The organism is Xanthobacter agilis (genome assembly GCF_021730435.1).
GTDB lineage: Bacteria > Pseudomonadota > Alphaproteobacteria > Rhizobiales > Xanthobacteraceae > Xanthobacter > Xanthobacter agilis.
Genome location: NZ_JABWGX010000014.1, coordinates 1 through 15386 on the forward strand (window position 1 = coordinate 1; position 15386 = coordinate 15386).

The 15386-nt window shown below is 67.1% G+C and carries 22 protein-coding genes; 4 read left to right on the forward strand and 18 right to left on the reverse strand.

Annotation, left to right across the window (positions count from 1 at the left end; genetic code table 11):
• Positions 1–98: 98 nt before the first annotated feature.
• From HUW53_RS11495 to HUW53_RS11505, 3 genes are read left to right on the forward strand one after another with little or no spacing between them, the layout of a single operon-like run.
• Positions 99–623 carry an SDR family NAD(P)-dependent oxidoreductase gene (locus HUW53_RS11495; protein WP_307500685.1) on the forward strand — a complete coding sequence of 175 codons (525 nt, stop codon included), beginning with the start codon at positions 99–101 and terminating at the stop codon, positions 621–623.
• Between the two features lie 26 nt (positions 624–649).
• Positions 650–1252, forward strand: a complete 603-nt coding sequence (locus tag HUW53_RS11500) for an NADPH-dependent F420 reductase (protein WP_237345909.1) — start codon at positions 650–652, stop codon at positions 1250–1252.
• A gap of 28 nt (positions 1253–1280) precedes the next feature.
• Positions 1281–1658 carry a nuclear transport factor 2 family protein gene (locus HUW53_RS11505; RefSeq protein ID WP_237345910.1) on the forward strand — a complete coding sequence of 126 codons (378 nt, stop codon included), beginning with the start codon at positions 1281–1283 and terminating at the stop codon, positions 1656–1658.
• A gap of 84 nt (positions 1659–1742) precedes the next feature.
• Here HUW53_RS11505 and HUW53_RS11510 read toward each other — a convergent pair whose 3' ends face one another.
• The 14 genes from HUW53_RS11510 to HUW53_RS11575 form a co-directional block, all read right to left on the reverse strand.
• A complete protein-coding gene (locus tag HUW53_RS11510; RefSeq protein WP_237345911.1) occupies positions 1743–2171 on the reverse strand; it encodes a CopG family transcriptional regulator in 429 nt (142 codons plus the stop codon).
• A 5-nt stretch (positions 2172–2176) separates the two neighbouring features.
• Complete coding sequence (locus HUW53_RS11515; RefSeq protein WP_237345912.1) at positions 2177–4156, reverse strand: conjugal transfer protein TraG; 1980 nt, start codon at positions 4154–4156, stop codon at positions 2177–2179.
• Positions 4157–4179: 23 nt separating this feature from the next.
• On the reverse strand, positions 4180–5919 hold the full coding sequence (locus HUW53_RS11520; RefSeq protein WP_237345913.1) for a relaxase/mobilization nuclease domain-containing protein: 1740 nt from the start codon (positions 5917–5919) through the stop codon (positions 4180–4182).
• Positions 5909–6166, reverse strand: coding sequence for a hypothetical protein (locus HUW53_RS11525; protein WP_237345914.1), 258 nt, complete (start codon positions 6164–6166; stop codon positions 5909–5911). Before HUW53_RS11525 ends, HUW53_RS11520 begins: the two co-directional genes overlap by 11 nt.
• Positions 6163–6948 (reverse strand): lytic transglycosylase domain-containing protein, encoded by a 786-nt coding sequence (locus HUW53_RS11530; protein ID WP_237345915.1) that lies wholly within the window; start codon positions 6946–6948, stop codon positions 6163–6165. The genes HUW53_RS11525 and HUW53_RS11530 overlap by 4 nt, the downstream gene beginning before the upstream one ends.
• 45 nt (positions 6949–6993) lie before the next feature.
• The gene (locus tag HUW53_RS11535; protein WP_237345916.1) at positions 6994–7539 is read right to left on the reverse strand and encodes a S26 family signal peptidase; all 546 of its coding nucleotides are present in this window, start codon (positions 7537–7539) and stop codon (positions 6994–6996) included.
• On the reverse strand, positions 7536–8057 hold the full coding sequence (locus HUW53_RS11540) for a DUF2840 domain-containing protein (protein ID WP_237345917.1): 522 nt from the start codon (positions 8055–8057) through the stop codon (positions 7536–7538). The genes HUW53_RS11535 and HUW53_RS11540 overlap by 4 nt, the downstream gene beginning before the upstream one ends.
• Complete coding sequence (locus HUW53_RS11545; RefSeq protein WP_237345918.1) at positions 8054–8305, reverse strand: hypothetical protein; 252 nt, start codon at positions 8303–8305, stop codon at positions 8054–8056. Before HUW53_RS11545 ends, HUW53_RS11540 begins: the two co-directional genes overlap by 4 nt.
• Complete coding sequence (gene parA / locus HUW53_RS11550) at positions 8302–8955, reverse strand: ParA family partition ATPase (protein WP_237345919.1); 654 nt, start codon at positions 8953–8955, stop codon at positions 8302–8304. Before parA ends, HUW53_RS11545 begins: the two co-directional genes overlap by 4 nt.
• Complete coding sequence (locus tag HUW53_RS11555) at positions 8952–10106, reverse strand: replication initiator protein A (protein WP_237345920.1); 1155 nt, start codon at positions 10104–10106, stop codon at positions 8952–8954. The genes parA and HUW53_RS11555 overlap by 4 nt, the downstream gene beginning before the upstream one ends.
• 15 nt (positions 10107–10121) lie before the next feature.
• Positions 10122–10403, reverse strand: coding sequence for a helix-turn-helix transcriptional regulator (locus HUW53_RS11560; protein WP_237345921.1), 282 nt, complete (start codon positions 10401–10403; stop codon positions 10122–10124).
• Positions 10404–10543: 140 nt separating this feature from the next.
• Positions 10544–10918: a DUF2285 domain-containing protein gene (locus tag HUW53_RS11565; RefSeq protein WP_307500688.1), complete on the reverse strand. Its 375-nt coding sequence runs from the start codon at positions 10916–10918 to the stop codon at positions 10544–10546.
• A 49-nt stretch (positions 10919–10967) separates the two neighbouring features.
• Positions 10968–11327 (reverse strand): transcriptional regulator domain-containing protein, encoded by a 360-nt coding sequence (locus HUW53_RS11570; RefSeq protein WP_307500690.1) that lies wholly within the window; start codon positions 11325–11327, stop codon positions 10968–10970.
• A 112-nt stretch (positions 11328–11439) separates the two neighbouring features.
• Positions 11440–11700 carry a DNA -binding domain-containing protein gene (locus HUW53_RS11575; RefSeq protein ID WP_237345923.1) on the reverse strand — a complete coding sequence of 87 codons (261 nt, stop codon included), beginning with the start codon at positions 11698–11700 and terminating at the stop codon, positions 11440–11442.
• 134 nt (positions 11701–11834) lie between these two features.
• Between HUW53_RS11575 and HUW53_RS11580 the strand changes: the two genes are divergently transcribed.
• The gene (locus HUW53_RS11580) at positions 11835–12083 is read left to right on the forward strand and encodes a helix-turn-helix domain-containing protein (protein ID WP_237345924.1); all 249 of its coding nucleotides are present in this window, start codon (positions 11835–11837) and stop codon (positions 12081–12083) included.
• A 74-nt stretch (positions 12084–12157) separates the two neighbouring features.
• On the opposite strand, the gene HUW53_RS11585 is transcribed toward HUW53_RS11580, so the two are convergent.
• From HUW53_RS11585 to HUW53_RS11600, 4 genes are all read right to left on the reverse strand, one after another.
• Positions 12158–12484 carry a DUF736 domain-containing protein gene (locus tag HUW53_RS11585; RefSeq protein ID WP_237345925.1) on the reverse strand — a complete coding sequence of 109 codons (327 nt, stop codon included), beginning with the start codon at positions 12482–12484 and terminating at the stop codon, positions 12158–12160.
• A gap of 614 nt (positions 12485–13098) precedes the next feature.
• Entirely contained in the window at positions 13099–13539 is a 441-nt protein-coding gene (locus tag HUW53_RS11590; protein WP_237345926.1) for a hypothetical protein, read from the reverse strand.
• A 136-nt stretch (positions 13540–13675) separates the two neighbouring features.
• Positions 13676–13843, reverse strand: coding sequence for a hypothetical protein (locus HUW53_RS11595; protein ID WP_237345927.1), 168 nt, complete (start codon positions 13841–13843; stop codon positions 13676–13678).
• Between the two features lie 386 nt (positions 13844–14229).
• Positions 14230–15153, reverse strand: coding sequence for a DUF2493 domain-containing protein (locus HUW53_RS11600; RefSeq protein WP_237345928.1), 924 nt, complete (start codon positions 15151–15153; stop codon positions 14230–14232).
• Positions 15154–15386: the final 233 nt, after the last annotated feature.

Below are 15386 nucleotides of genomic sequence, written 5' to 3' on the forward strand. Positions count from 1 at the left end.
GCATCGCCACACGATACGACAAGCTGGCGAGGAACTATCTCGCCTCCTTGTGCCTCGCCGCACTCGTCTCATGCTGGATACGTTGAGTCTCGACCCTAGTGCGTGAAGTGTACGCCGCACTCGGACGGCTCGACATTCTCGTCAACTCTGCGGGGGTGTTCGTCACCGGCATGGTCGACGATCAGAAGGCGGATCGCGCCGCCTTCGACCGGCAGCTGGATATCAATGTGAAGGGCGTCGCCGCCGCGGTGCGCGCGGCCGCGCCGTTGATGGGTAACGGCGGGCGCATCGTCTCGATCGGCACGACCGGCGCCGTCCACATCCCCTTTGCCGGCGCCGCCGACTATGTCGCCACCAAGGCCGCGGTCGCTGCCTACACCCGCGGCTGGGCGCGCGATCTCGGGCCCCGCAATATCACCGTCAATGTCATCCAGCCCGGCGCCATCAACACCGAGATGAATCCCCAGGACGGTCCGTTCGCGGAAGCGCTGAACCAGTTGGCGGCGCTCGGCCGCTATGGCCAGCCGGAGGACATCGCCGCGGCGGTTGCCTTCTTCGCCGGACCCGACGCCGGCTACATCACCGGCGCCACGCTCAATGTCGATGGCGGCCAGGCCGCCTGATCCCACACCCTCTCTGGAGACAAGCCATGACTTCCATCGGCATCATCGGCGCCGGCCAGATCGGCCGCGCCATCGCCACGGCCTTCGCGCGGCAGGATATCGGGGCGACGCTCGCCAATAGCCGCGGGCCCGACAGTCTGGCCGACATCGTCGCGGAACTCGGGCCGAGCGTCGTCGCCGGCACCCGTGAGGAAGCGGCGGCGCGCGACATTGTCTTTGTCGCGGTGAACTGGTCGAAGATCCCCACGGCGCTGGCGGGCCTGTCCGACTTCGACGGTCGCATTGTGGTCGACGCCAACAACCCGATCGAGGCACCGCTGTTCAAGCCGGTCGATCTCGGCAGCCGCTCGTCATCCGAGGTATTCGCAGATTTCGTGCCGGGCGCACGGGTGGTGAAGGCGTTCAACCATCTGCGACCGGATCTTGTCGCCGGCGATCCGGCAGGCGATGGCGGCCGGCGGGTGCTGTTCTATTCCGGCGATGACGCCCGGGCGAAGGCCGAGGTCGGTGCTCTGATGGACCGGCTGGGCTTCTTTGGCATCGATCTCGGCCCGCTCGCCCTCGGCAGCCGTCTGGTTCAGTTCCCCGGCGGGCCGCTGGCGGCGCTGAACCTCGTCAAGATCGACTGACCGCCCCTCTCACGAAAGGGATGCTGCCATGTCCACCTTCGAACCGGATTACAACCACATGCTGCACGCCAATCTCCAGCGCGTGTTCAATGAGCGCGACGCTGACAAGCGCGCCACGGCAATCGCCGAGCTCTTCACCGCCGATCCCGTTATGTACGAGCCGGACAATGTCGTGGAAGGCCGCGCAGCGATCTCCGCGGTCGCTGGCAAGCTTCTGGAGCAGTTTGGTCCCACGTTCCGCTTCACGCCGACCGGGTCCGCCGTGGGTCACCATGGGCTCGGCGTGCTGCGATGGGAAGCCGATCCCGAAGGCGGACCCATCACGGTGACAGGGGCGGACGTGGCCCAGGTCATCGACGGCAGGATCGCTTGCCTCTGGGTGCTGCTAAACCCGCCAGCCGTCTGAAATAGCTTGGACTGAGCAGAAACGCTGTTGAGTCTGCTTTAGGGACAGAGGTCAGAGTCTGCTCCTGGCGCAAGAGACCCTTTCTCATGGTCTCGAATCGCTGCCCTCTTCCGAGATTTCTTGTGCCAGCCGCGGCCCCTTCGCGAGCCGCCGCCCCAGCGCCGCGACGAACGCCTCATACCGCTCCCCCGCCTTGGCTCGTGCAGCCTGGGCCGCCGGTTCGGGCAATGCCGGCGTGGTCGCCAGCCAGAACCGCACGAACACAGCCAGCGTCTCGACAGAGATGCCGACGTCCCGCTCCAGCCGGGCCATCCGTCGGTCCAATTGATCGAGGCGTTTGGCGATTGCAGCTTCCCGCTGCTCCGCGCCGTCCGGCGACAGGAAGGACGCGATGGCCGCCTCGGCGATCAGGGACTGAGGCTGGCCGCGCCGCGCAGCATAACCGGCCAGCAGCCCAATGGTCGCCGGATCGAGATAGACCGAGATCTGCGCCTTCTTCTTGCGTAGGGCCATCACCGTCACAGCTCCATGCCGTCATTGGGATCGAGCGAAACCTGCCGTGCGACGCCTTGCATGGCACGGGTCATGCGGCTGGTTCGGGCCACGTCGTCGTCGGTGTCATCGGCCAAATCGATCTCGAACTCATTGCGGGGTTGCGCAGGTGCCTCGACCGGCTCTACCCGCGCCAGCTCCGGCTGGCGCCGCTGCTCCGAACCCGTGGTGTCCTCGTCGTCTTTGCCTTCAACCATCAGGTTGAGTTGCGATGGCGCGGGCAACGGGAGCACTGTCCAATCGTCGGGCTGGCGATCGCGAGACCCCGTGAGCTCCGGCGGGTGCAGCACCCGTTCCCTGAACCGGTCATCCTCGTAGTATCGAGCCTTCCTCGCCCGGATCGGCGGCGTACCAGCCACCATGACGATCTCATCGGCAGGCGGAAGCTGCATCACCTCGCCCGGGGTCAGGAGCGGGCGCGCCGTCTCTGAGCGCGAGACCATGAGATGGCCGAGCCAGGGCGAGAGCCGGTGACCGGCGTAGTTCTTCATCGCCTTCATCTCGGTAGCGGTGCCGAGGGCATCGGAGACGCGTTTTGCCGTGCGCTCGTCATTGGTGGCGAAGCTCACCCGCACATGGCAGTTGTCGAGGATGGAGTTGTTGGGCCCGTAGGCCTTCTCGATCTGGTTCAGGGACTGGGCGATCAGGAAGCTCTTGAGCCCATAACCCGCCATGAAGGCCAGTGCGCTCTCAAAGAAATCGAGCCGCCCGAGCGCCGGGAACTCGTCCAACATGAGGAGAAGCCGGTGGCGTCCGACCTTCGCCTTCAGGTCCTCGGTCAGGCGCCGGCCGATCTGGTTGAGGAGGAGACGGATCAGCGGCTTGGTGCGGTTGATGTCGGAGGGCGGCACCACGAGGTAGAGTGTCGTCGGCGCTTTCCCGCCGACGATATCGGCGATCCGCCAGTCGCAGCGCCGCGTGACCTCGGCGATCACCGGATCACGGTACAGGCCAAGGAATGACATGGCGGTGGAGAGCACGCCGGAGCGTTCATTGTCGGATTTGTTCAGCAGCTCGCGGGCGGCACTGGCGATGACGGGATGCGGGCCAGCCTCGCCCAGATGAGCGGTCTTCATCATCGCGTCGAGCGTGGTCTCGATCGGCCGCTTCGGATCGGAGAGGAAGGCGGCGACGCCGGCGAGCGTCTTGTCCCGTTCGGCATAGAGAACATGGAGAATGGCGCCTACGAGGAGGGCGTGGCTCGTCTTCTCCCAGTGGTTGCGCTTCTCCAGGGAGCCCTCGGGGTCCACGAGGATGTCGGCGATGTTCTGGACGTCGCGCACCTCCCATTCTCCGCGGCGAACCTCTAGCAAGGGATTGTAGGCAGAGGATCGCACATTGGTGGGGTCGAACAGCAGCACGCGCCCGTGCCGCGCCCGGAAGCCGGCGGTGAGCTGCCAGTTTTCGCCCTTGATGTCGTGGACGATGGCCGAGCCCGGCCAGGTGAGCAGCGATGGGACGACGAGGCCCACGCCTTTGCCGGACCGGGTCGGCGCGAAGCACAGGACGTGCTCGGGTCCATCATGGCGCAGATAGTCCCCTCCATGGCGGCCGAGCACCACGCCATCGGGACCGAGCAGCCCGGCCGCGCGGATCTCCTCGGGCTCGGCCCAGCGGGCGGAGCCATAGGTCTCGACGCGCCTTGCTTCCCGCGCCCGCCAGACCGAGAGGCCGATGGCGGCGGCGATGGACAGGAACCCGCCCGATGCGGCGATGATCGCCCCCTCGGTGAAGATGGCCGGCGCATAAGCGTCGTAGAAGTACCACCACCAAAAGAAGGCCGGCGGGGGATAGACCGGCCAGGGTCCCAGCAGGAACCAGGGCGGGCCGAGCCGGTCCTGAAAGCCCAGCCGCCACGCCACGAACTGAGTAGCGCCACAGGTGGTGGCCAGCACGATGGCGAAGACGAGGAGGATCTGGCCCCAGAGGATCTTGGTCGCGGACATGCGGCGCTCCGGTGATATGTGGGTCAGAGGCCAAGGCCGCGCTTGCGGCCGAAGGACCAGTCGATGCCGCCATCGGCACGGGCGACGCCGGAGACGTGCCTGCCGAGTTGCTTCTCCAGGGAGGGCGTCCAGGGCACGAACTGGAAGCCGAGCCCGTCGTCGAGCATGGCGAAGCGGCCGGAGGCGAGGGCGAAGCGCTGCCGATAGGTACCGGAGACATACTCTCCGTTTCCAGACCGCCGGAACGGCAGGCCGCTCTCGACAGCGATCTTCTCGCTCAACGTATCGACCTCTCGCCGGCGCAACGTCTCGATCAGGTCACGGGCGAAGGCGACGCGCTGGCCCTGCCGCTCAGCCAGCCCCTCCCGAACCAGATGGTCGGCCCGGCGATCCATAGCCTCACGCACCTCGGCGCCGAAGCCGCCTTCGGAGAGCGATGCCGGCGCGCGGCTGAGCGCCTGCCGGTCGAGCCAGGTGGCGCCCGAAGCTGTGACCTGCCGGTCGATGTCGAGGTCGGAGCGGACCGCGAGGGCAACACGGGGCTGGCCCCGCCCATCCTCAAACCTCCGGAGTTCGACGATGGAGCCGGCCGCGCCGTCGCCGGCCGCATCGAGGTCGGGCAGTCGGATATGGTGGGTCCGCCCGTCGACGCCATCCACCACAGCGTAGGCTGTGCCTTTGAGCTCGTCATCAAGGCCACGTTCGACAAGCCGACCGATGATCGCACCGTCCAAGCTCTCTCCCGCGAGCACATAGCTCGCCGTGCCGCGCTCGATGCCCTGAGCGGTGAGCGCCCGATGCATCCGCTTGATGATGTCGCCGCGTTCGCCGAGGGCGCGCAGCGTCGCCTCAGCCTTCTCGTCGATGACCCATTGGCCGGGGCCGATCTCGTCGGCGAGGCGGAGGGCCTCGAGCTTGCGCAGCCGGCCGACCTTCATCGGCAGGAAGGCATCCGGCCCGCCGTCGGCATCGCGGGCCACGTCGATGACACCGGCCTCGCGCTGGTCGCGAACCAACTGGCGATCGAGCTGGGTCCAGCCCTCCGCCTCCACCTGCCGCTCGACGGCATGGTGGATGTCGAGGTCGGTGCGTGGGCCCAGTTCCTGGGTCACAAGATCCTGCGCGCGAGCGCGCATGCCTTCCTTGATGTAGTCGCGGGAGATAACGAGGTCCTGGCCATCGTCGGTCCGGCCCCGCACCAATATGTGCAGGTGGGGATTGTCCGTGTTCCAGTGGTCGACGCCGACCCAGTCGAGCTTTGTGCCGAGGTCCTTCTCCATCTGACCGACGAGGTCGCGGGCGAAGGACCTGAGGTCGGTCATGTCGGCTGCATTCTCGGGCGACACAATGAAGCGGAAATGGTGCCGATCGTCGGCGCACCGCTCAGCGAAGGCGCGGCCGTCCCCCTCCTCGGCGCCCGGCCCGAACAGGCGGGCCTTCTCTCCGTCCCGGGTCACGCCCTCCCGGCGCAGGTAGGAGAGATGCGCAGTCAGCGGTGTGGCACGGGCGGTGTGGCGCACCACGCGGGTCTTGATGACGACGACGCGCGAGCGACCCGTGAGCAGGCGGTTGGCCTGGATGCTCGCCGTCCGCCCGCGGCCGAAGTGGGAGCGCTTGCTGGAGGTGAGGCGACCGGATCGGGAGACGTGGCCGCCGGCCTTCTGGGCAGCAGCGAGGGCCTGCGCGATGAAGGGACGGGACCTCTGGGCCCGGGAGGAGCGGATGCGGCCGGGCCTGACACGGAACTCGCGCTCATCGGCCATGGCGTGACCCCGCAAGGTGCGAGAAGTCCTGCGGTGGCAGCGGCTTAAGTGTTCGACACACATTGCCGATCAACGCCGCAATGTGTGTTTGGTCGCGAATTCCCCAATAGAAACAACCGCCCAACCGCAGCGCACCCTGCGCCCTTTTATCTCGCCATCGGTCGGTCGTATCCCAGTCCTTCCGTCCCGCCGTTCGCTCGAACGGCAGAAAGCCCGACAGGGTGCGAATGAGCCCGGTCGCGGTCATGGCGCACCTCCCGCGCCGCCGCGAGTAACGAACAGGCCATTGGACTGCGGGCCGATGGCGGAGACGTCGCGCACATCTGGTGCGGGCAGCACGCCATCCGTCTGCGTTCGATCCGTCGCCAACGTGCGGACCGGCTGCAGAACGAAGATCGGAGCGCCGGCCCAGAGCGGCGGCTCTGCCGGAAGTGTGACGGAGCGACCGGGCGCTTCCGATTCGGCTTCCGCGCCCGCGATGATCGGCGCCAGCTTGTCGACATAGGCGCGCGTCTCCGGGGGCAGCGGGCGCCCCTTGCGCGAGGCCTCATAGCGGCCCGGCCCCGCATTGTAGGCGGCGAGGAAGCCAGGACTGCCGTAGCGATCGAACAGCTCTCGCAGGTAGGCCGCACCCGCCATGATGTTGTCGTGCGGGTCGTAGGGGTCGTCGCCGAGGCCATAGTGGACGCGCAGCTCGGCCCAGGTCTGCGGCATGATCTGCATTAGTCCCATGGCGCCTTTGGGCGAGGTCGAGCGCGCGTCGCCGTCGCTTTCGGCGCGCAGCACGGCCCGGATCCAGGTGGCTGGAATGTCAAAGCGTTCCGCGGCCTCCGTGACGAAATCGGCGTAGCGATCGGTCGGCGATGGCAGCTTCTGTGTTGCCGAACCCTCCGCCGGGAGTGCTGCCGCCGACCAGCCGAAAGGCATTCCGGAAAGGAGGACGAAGATGATTACGCGACGCCGAGCGTACGCTCGCATCGATACGCGCACGGGGGTGAAGACATGCGGGAACGGATCCGCCTGCAGCATGACGGCCTCTCGACGTGTGATAAGGGTGGGGGTGGTCGGTCGCGCTCAGCGCGTCGGCGCACGCCAGACGAAGTGCCCGTCGCCGGCCTCGTCGGTGTAGAGCGGCACGGCGCGGCCGATCACGGTGCTGGCGGGCAGTGGCCCGAAATACCGGCCATCCAGACTGTCCGGCACGTCGAAGTTCATGAGGAAGAGCTCGCCCTGGACGATGCGCCGGCAGCCGCGCCAGACCGGCAGCGGTCGTCCCATGCGATCGCGCTCCAGCGCCTCGCCATAAGCCACGCCATCGACGGTGATGACGCGGTCCTTGCGGCAGACGTCCTGTCCGGGAAGTGCTGCCACGCGCTTCATCAATGGGACGCCCGCGCCCACATAGCCGCGCTCAACCAGGAAGCGGGCGAGCGCTGCAGGCGGCGTGACGGCGAGGAGGTCCGTGACCCCGAGCCTGCGCACCGGCTCGATGGCATAGAGCCCGATGGGCGCGCTTGCGGAAACGTTCCACACCAGCTTCAGCGGTGTCGGAACGAGCGCGGCGGTCGCCACCCCCATCACCGAGAAATAGGTGACCATCACAGTGCCGAAGCGGGTCATTCCTCGCACTCCCGGCGCTTCAGCCACGCCTCATGGCGCTCAGTCGTGTAGGCGCGGGGCATGTGGCCGGCGACCAGACGGTTGTGGACGTGCCGCCAATGGTCGGGGGCGACATCTGCGCCGTTGACGCCGATGGCCTCGACGGCATCGATATGCTGGAGCACCTTCTCGACCTTCGGCCAGCCGTCGGCGCGCAGCAGAATCTCCCCGCCGGGGCGCACGAAGGGCAGTGTCTGGTACGCCTCACCCGGCGCGACGGCACGCACGACATCGATGCGCGAGACCACGGTGCCGAAGTCGTTCGACGCCCAGCGCACGAAGGAAAAGATGCTACCCGGCGCGAATGAGACGATGCGCCGGCTGCGATCGAGAATCTGCGCATGAGCCGGGCGGCCGAAGCGAATCCAGTTCTCGATCCGCTTCTCGATCCAGGTCAGTTCGACGTGGGTCAGCGTGTCGACGAGCGGCGGGGCCGGCGCAAAGGCGATAACAACAGAGGGCACGGACGTGCCGGTCATGACGCATCTCCTGGGGTTGGGGGAAACTCGCGAGCAAGGAGGTCGCGGAGCATGTCGGCGACGGTCTGGCCACGGCCGAAGGCGGCGATCTTGATGCGCCCTCGCAGGTCGGGCGTGACGTCGATGGTGAGCCGCGCGGTAAAGCCGCCGGCGACGTCATTCGACGTCTTCGCCTCCGCAGCCTTGATCCACCGCTCCGGATTGGCCGGCCGCGCGGCGAAGCCCTTGCGGGTCGGCGGCGCGCTCATGGTAGGCGTCCATGACCGGCGAGACCGACGATCTCCGCCGCCAGCGCCGTAATCTCGCGCGCAGCCGGGCCGCCTTCGTCCAGCTCGCTGACGAGCCGCCCGGACTGTGCCGACATGGCGAAGGCGACGCGCTGGCCGATGGTGGTCGCGAGTACCGGCGGATCGTGATCCGCCAGCGTCGCGGCGGTCTCACGGGCGAGCACGGTGCGGGCACCGCAGCGGTTCAGCACGAACCGCGCAGCAAGCTCCGGCCGGTAGATGCGAGCCTCGCTGAGGAGGGCCAGCATCTCGGCGGAGGCCCAGCCGTCGAGCGGCGACGGCTGCACGGGGATCAGCACCAGGTCGGCGGCGAGCAGCGCGGAGCGCATGAGGGCGGCGACACGGGGCGGCCCGTCGATGACCACATGGTCGGCATCCCGCGCCAGCTCGGGGGCCTCCCGGTGCAGCGTGTCACGGGCGAGGCCGACGACGCCGAACAGGCGCGGCAAGCCCTCGCGGCTGCGTTGCTGCGACCAGTCGAGGGCCGAGCCCTGGGGATCCGCATCGATGAGCGTGACGCGCCGGCCGCCGCTCGCCCACGCGCCGGCAAGGTGCAAAGCGAGCGTCGTCTTGCCGACGCCACCCTTCTGATTGAGCAGCGCGACGATCATCGACGGCCTCCCGACGCATGCGAGGGAAGCAGATCGGCCGCGGAAAGAGGTTCTGGCTCCTGAAACCCGTCTTTACGGAAAGACGGAAGGCATTCACCTTTAGAAGTGCGCGGATTGGCGGGCTTTTGGGCCGTCTGAGCGCGGTTATCCACATCGCCCGCGCGCCTTTTAAAGTTAGACTCTATGTTAGACTCTAAGTTAGGAGCGCGATTTTGCGTTTTCGGGCTTGGAGTTAACCCCTGTTTCGGTTCCTGAAAGCACGAGGGGCCGGTTCCTGATGGCACGTGGCACGGGGTTCCCGATGGCACGAAGGGATTCACAGGCTGTCCACAGGCGGGCTCGAAGGCGAGCAGCGTGCGCGCACCCGCGTCACACTCCAGGAACAGGGTGTAGCCGGGCAGCGGCTGGCGACGGATGATGTCCCGCAGCTCGAAGGCGAAGCGCTTGAAGGGCGAGAGGCTGCCGGACTTGAAGTAGAGGTGGCGGAAGTCGAAGCGCCAGCCGTTGTGCTGGCGGCCGCCGTGCTTGCGCACCAGCCGGTAGAGCCAGCGGTCGAGCCCGCCCGTCAGGTCGAAGTACGCCCGGTCGATGGTGAGGACGAGGGCGTCCTCCACGATGGCGCAATAGAACCAGTCGGGGACGATGAGCTCGATTCCGGCGGGCCTGCCATCCCGGTCGGTGCGCTCCTTCCACTCGTTGATCCAGGAGAAGCGATGGCGCCGTCCCTCGGCCGGCTGGCGGATCGAGGTGGACACGGTGGTGGACTGCAGCCGGTCGAGGGCGGCCTTGAGGCGCTGGTAGTCCCGGATCGAGGTGCCGCGCCCCACGAACCTGAGGATTTCATAGGGGGTGGCGACCATGAAGCGCGACGTGCGCAGGCCGGCGTCGCGAGCTTCCACGATCTGGCTCGCCGCCCAGATCAGGATGTCGGCGTCCCAGATGGTCGCCATGCCATGGTCAGGCACGGCCTCGACCCGGATGGAGACATCGCCGGCGGCAAAATCGATGGGCGCGATACGATGGGTCTTGGAGAGGGAGAAGAAGGGATAGGCCATGAGATCCTGCGCATCTCGTGGCGCGAACGCGCCGGGAAGCGCGCGGAACAGATCGAGCTGTCCGCGCTCCGGCTGGGAGCGATGCCGCGCCACCATGGAGAAGGGCTCCGATCAGCGTGCGAAGCGGTGGGGCTCGGCAATTCCGGGCAGGCACTGGCGCTTTGCCGGCAGGACGCAGCCGCGGGGATCGGAGGTGGAGGTGACGGCGCCGCGGGCGACCCAGGCCTGCAGGTCCTCGACGGAATAGACGACGCGCCCGCCGAGCTTGCGATAGGCGGGACCGGTCCCGTAGGTGCGGTGCTTCTCGAGCGTCCGGGGCGACAGGCTGAGGAAGACGGCGGCTTCCTTGGTGCGCAGGTAGCGCGGCGGGAACGTGGCAGCATCAGGTCGCATGGATCGAACCTCCGTGGGCGATCTCGGGCCGCTGGTCATCAGCGGCGGATGGCGATCACGGTGGCGAAGGGCAGCTGTCGAGGGGGATGGGGAAGTTGAGGGGGGCGAAAATCCCCACCCTCAGGATGCCGTCGCTACGGCTATGGTCTTCTGCGATGACGCAGGAGCTTGAGATAACCGCCGCCGATCATGGCGAGGCCACCTTTGACGAGGCCGATGACCTTGTCGCGCAGCGCCGAGGTTTTCCAGGGCTCGGACGCAACGCGCTTGGGGCCGTAAAGGACCGCGGCGATGTCGCGATAGCTGGCGCCGTTCGCCCGCCCATCGGCCGCCAGCATCATGGTGCGCAGCCGGCCACGCTGCTGCACCGTGATGCGGGTGTCGGGGATCGCCGGCCGACCCTCGACCGCGCGCCAGAAGCGGGTCAGTGCCTCAACCCGCCCTATGGTGTCCGCATCCAGCGGGATCAATGCCGACAGCGGCGCGTCGGGGTGAGTCCCGGTCAGCAGCAGCACCTGCGCGGCATGAGGTGCCGGACCATGGACCCAGTATCGGCCCTCGGTGCTATCCCGCGGCGCAACCATGCCGCCGAACGACACGTTGGGCGCGCCCGGAAGAAACGCGGGCTGTTGGGCGAGAAGCACGATGGCCGGATCGACAACCGGCGACCACGGGACGTTCTGTTCCACGGCGGAGAGAGATGGCCGCGCGGCGAAATCGCAGCCCCCAGCGTTGCTCCACCTCCCGGGGGAGCGGGTCGGCGTCCGAGCCGGCCTTCACGAGGGACTGGTAGTGGTCCTGATAGGTCTCGTCCCGGCGCAGGCATTCCCAGGCGAGGCCCTCCACCGACAGCGTGTCGAAATAGACGTAGCTGGCATCCTCTCGCCAGCGTGATGTATCAGGCTTCATCACTCGCCTCCGCATCAAGGGTGCGTGTCGAGTGAAGACAATCAGGGATTGAGGGTATTGGGGGAAGTCGGCCGGGGAGCATCGCGTGATGCGGCCGCGGCATCACCCCTGCGAAAGGGCCGCAACGTCAGACAGCACGGCTGAGGAGGTCCTTGTAGCCGCTGGAGGCCAACCATCGGGCCCGGGCCAGATGGCTGTCATGGACATGACGGGCACGTTCGGACTCCCGAGCCGCTTCGATGCCGAACAGCACCGAGGCGATCTCCTCCCAGTCGGCGCCATCCGCCGTGGCGTCGAGCAGGCGTGCGTAGAGCTTGATGTGCGCCCGGTCGTAGTCCGTGAGCTCGGGAGCGATTGGGACGGTGTCTGCAAACGCGTCGGTCACCATGTCTTCCTGCTGCCCTTCCCGATATCAGGTTCTTTCCCGAACCCTACACGCCTTTCAATGACGCCGCTGCTGCGCCAGTCTTTGTAGAGAATACTCCGTGGTGAAATACTCATCAAGGCGGTGCTCTCTCGATCATGGAGATCCGAGAGGTGTTCGCCCGGAATTTGAGGGCTGCGAGGCTCACCAAAGGCCTATCGCAGGAAGAGCTTGCCCATCGCGCCGGGATCGATCGCACATACATCAGTTCGTTGGAGCGCAGCGTCTACAACGCCAGCATTGATGTCGTGGATCGACTGGCCTGCGCCCTTGATCTCGATGCCGCCGCATTGCTGAAGCAACCCGCGGCCAACGTCCCGGGCGAGCCAGAGAATACGTTCGAGTAAAGCGCCGGGCCGCTGGCGATGACCTGTCTCGATGTGGAGGCCCCGGCTTGATCAGCCGGGGCCTTGTGCGAGGCTCACTCGCCGCGCCGCCCGCTGGGACGGGACCAGATGAGGCTGAAGGTGTCGGCGTCCTCGTCGTCGAAGAGGTTGGCGTAGATCGGGGCGTTGAAGCTCGGGTCGTCGAGCTTGAGGCCCAGATAGTCGCGGCCCTCGCTGGAGCGCTTGGACCAGGCGGCACCGATCTCGATCCGGCCCACCAGGACCCGGTGGCTGGGGGCGTTCTCACCGTTGGTCCGCAGGTCCGGGACGATGCGCACGCCCTTGGCCTGGACGCTGAGGGTTACGATCTCGCCGGAGAACTCGTTCGCGCCGGTCTTCTTGAAGGTGCCGATGGTGGCCATGGTAAATCTCCGTCTTCCGTTTCCGAGCCCGCACCATGCGGCCTCGATGGCGATCGGAAGGCCGGAGGCGACCGACGCCGCATCGCCTCGGGGCCCCGTCGCGCTCGCGCGATGGGGTGAGGATTGCGACCGGAGCGAAGCGGAGGACGGCGCGAGAGGGACTTTCTTGGCTCGCGAGGAATGACGGCTTCAGCCGGAAGGGGAAGAAAGTCATGATGCGCCGTTGCGGCAGAGGCGGTCGAGGCGCAGCCGCCCTTCGGCCAGATCCGCCCATTGGAGAGGCCGTTTGGAGCGGTCGACCGACGGATACCGAACGGGGATGATGGCGACTCGCCGCAACCTCACGGAAGACCGGCCCGATCCTCATCGGCTTCACGTCCCCCGTTCCGGGCCGGCTCCGTGCGCTTCCGCAGCCAAGGTTACAACCCCCAAGATCGCTCCCACCATGCGCTGGTCCGCGACTGACCGCGAGGCGTCGTCTCGTCTCAAGAAATCGCGATCGACCGCCGCTTGGGCTTTTGCCGCAAGCGGGAGCGCCACCGATCCCCATCCTCGGACAGCGCGAGCGGCAAAGCTCTTTCGGCTCCGGCCCTGCCGAATGACATGGAGCGTGCTCAGACCTGCGCAAGGTCCCGGCTGGACGGGCCGGCGGCCGCCATGCCCGCGACCCGCAACAGCGTCGTGATGCCGATGGCAATAGCACCGATGATCGAGAAAACGATCTGCCACGTCTCGGACGGCATGGCGAGCTTCGCGATACCATACGTCGCGTGATAGCCGACGAAGGCGGCCGGGGCGACGAAGGCGAGCGCAACGACGAGCCGCGCCCACATCGGACGAACGACCGCGAACAGAACCTGGCCGATGCCGAGCGTGATGCCCCCGGCGATCAGGCCAACGACGATCGCACCGAGCCAGCCCGCGCCGGTATGGTGTGCCCAAGTGCCGGCGCCGACGGCGGCGAAGAACGGCAGCGCGAAGACGGCGAGCGTAAACAGCAGCCAACAGAATAACGCGATGCCGGCGAGACCAAGCAGGATGCCGAGGAAAATCATGGTGGTGTCTCCCTAAGGAAAGCTCTGACGGTCGCGCCTTCCACCACCACCACGGCGCGATCACCTGCATAGCAAGAGAAGATGCATGCCGAAATCCCAGTAAGGGTATACCCGGCACGTCATGCGTACACCTCCGCTATCTGGCGAAGGGATCGATTTCACGGACGATCTGCGAGGCGTCACCGTCGAATTCGTCGGCTGACACCACCGAGAGGCTGCCGTCACCGGCGCGGAAGATCACGATGACGACCATCAGGGTCTTGGCGAGGCTGAGGGCGAAGGCTTGCGCATCGGTGGAGGACATGGGGTCCGGCTCCTGCTCGAAGCGGAGGACCATCCCCCGCTGACAGGCGCCCGACGGGTCCGGCCGAGGGCCGCAATCACCGCGCAGGCGAAGCGGAGCGGCGGCACGCTGTGCGTAGCCGACCCCTTGCGGGTTGATGGCGTCAGGCCCTCGGCCGGACCAAGGAACAGCGCAAGAAAAGCGGGGGGTGGATCGTCGCTCGAAGATCGGCAGGTGCGGCCGTCTCCCTGCATAAGCAGGCTCTGGAGGCTTTGTTCAGGTCCACGTCTGATGAGTACAGGTCCTGCTCGTCAGTCCGGTGAAAATCGATAACGGAGCCAGCACTTTCATGAGAAACGTTCAGGGCTCGTGAAATTCGATTGCGATGGTCGAGAAAGGGGCAGCGCTCACGCGCCGCCCGACCCGAACCGATAGACCGGGATGCCGAGCTTGCGGGCCTTGTCGGCGAGATTGTCCTGGATGCCGGTGCCGGGGAAGATGATGACCCCGATGGGCATGACCGAGAGCATCTGGTCGTTGCGCTTGAAGGGGGCGGCCTTGGCGTGCCGTGTCCAGTCCGGCTTGAACGCGATCTGGGGCACCTTGCGCGCATCGGCCCAGCAGGCGGCGATCCGCTCGGCGCCCTTGGGCGAACCGCCATGCAGCAGCACCATGTCGGGGTGCTTGGCGTGCACTTGGTCGAGCTTCGCCCAGATGAGCCTGTGATCAGCCGTGTCACCACCGGAGAAGGCGATCTTCGGACCTGCGGGCATCAGCACCTCGGTCTCCGAGCGCCTGCGGGCGGTGAGGAAGTCGCGGCTGTCGATGAGGGCTGCGGTGAGGTGCCGATGGTTCACCATGGATCCGGTGCGTGGGCGCCAGGCTGAGCCGGTGTGCCGCTCGAAGGCGTCGGCGGCTTCGTCGCGCATCAGCTCGAAGGCATCGCGGCGCTCCACGAGGCTCTGCCCCTCGGCGATGAGGCGTTCCAGTTCCACCGAGCGCACCTCGCTGCCATCCTGCTCCTGCTGGCTGCGGCGTTGGCCCTGCTCGTTATCGTCAAGGGTGCCCGAGATACGGCCGGCGGCACGGTGGAAGAGATGGACGGTGGACCACAGGAGGTCGGGAAGGTCGGGCTCCAGGCGGGTGTCCTGCAGGGTCGCGATGAGAGCATCGAAGATGTCGGCGATGGCGCCGGTGATGTGGTTGGCCTCGGGAAGGGGCCGGGGATCGGACTCGTCGTTGAGCGGGCGGTAGCCGTAGAGCTGGAGTTCCTGCAGCAGGTGATCGGTGGGAGACGAGGCGTGGCGGGGCTCGTCGTGCTCGGTGCTCATTGGATGCTCCGTCGGTTGGACCGCAGCCCTGCGGCCTTCATGGCGACGAAGCCGGCGGGCGGGACGGACCTGCACCCCGCGAGAAACGCGGGGCCGGAGCGTGAGCGGAGGATGGCGGAGGCCGACGATTTTGTTTCGCGATGGAAAGGCGGTGGCGGGGGTCCCGCGACGCCTGCGTCGTGGGGGAAACACCGCCGACGGAAAATCGTCGGCCGCAGCCGTTGCCGGTCCGG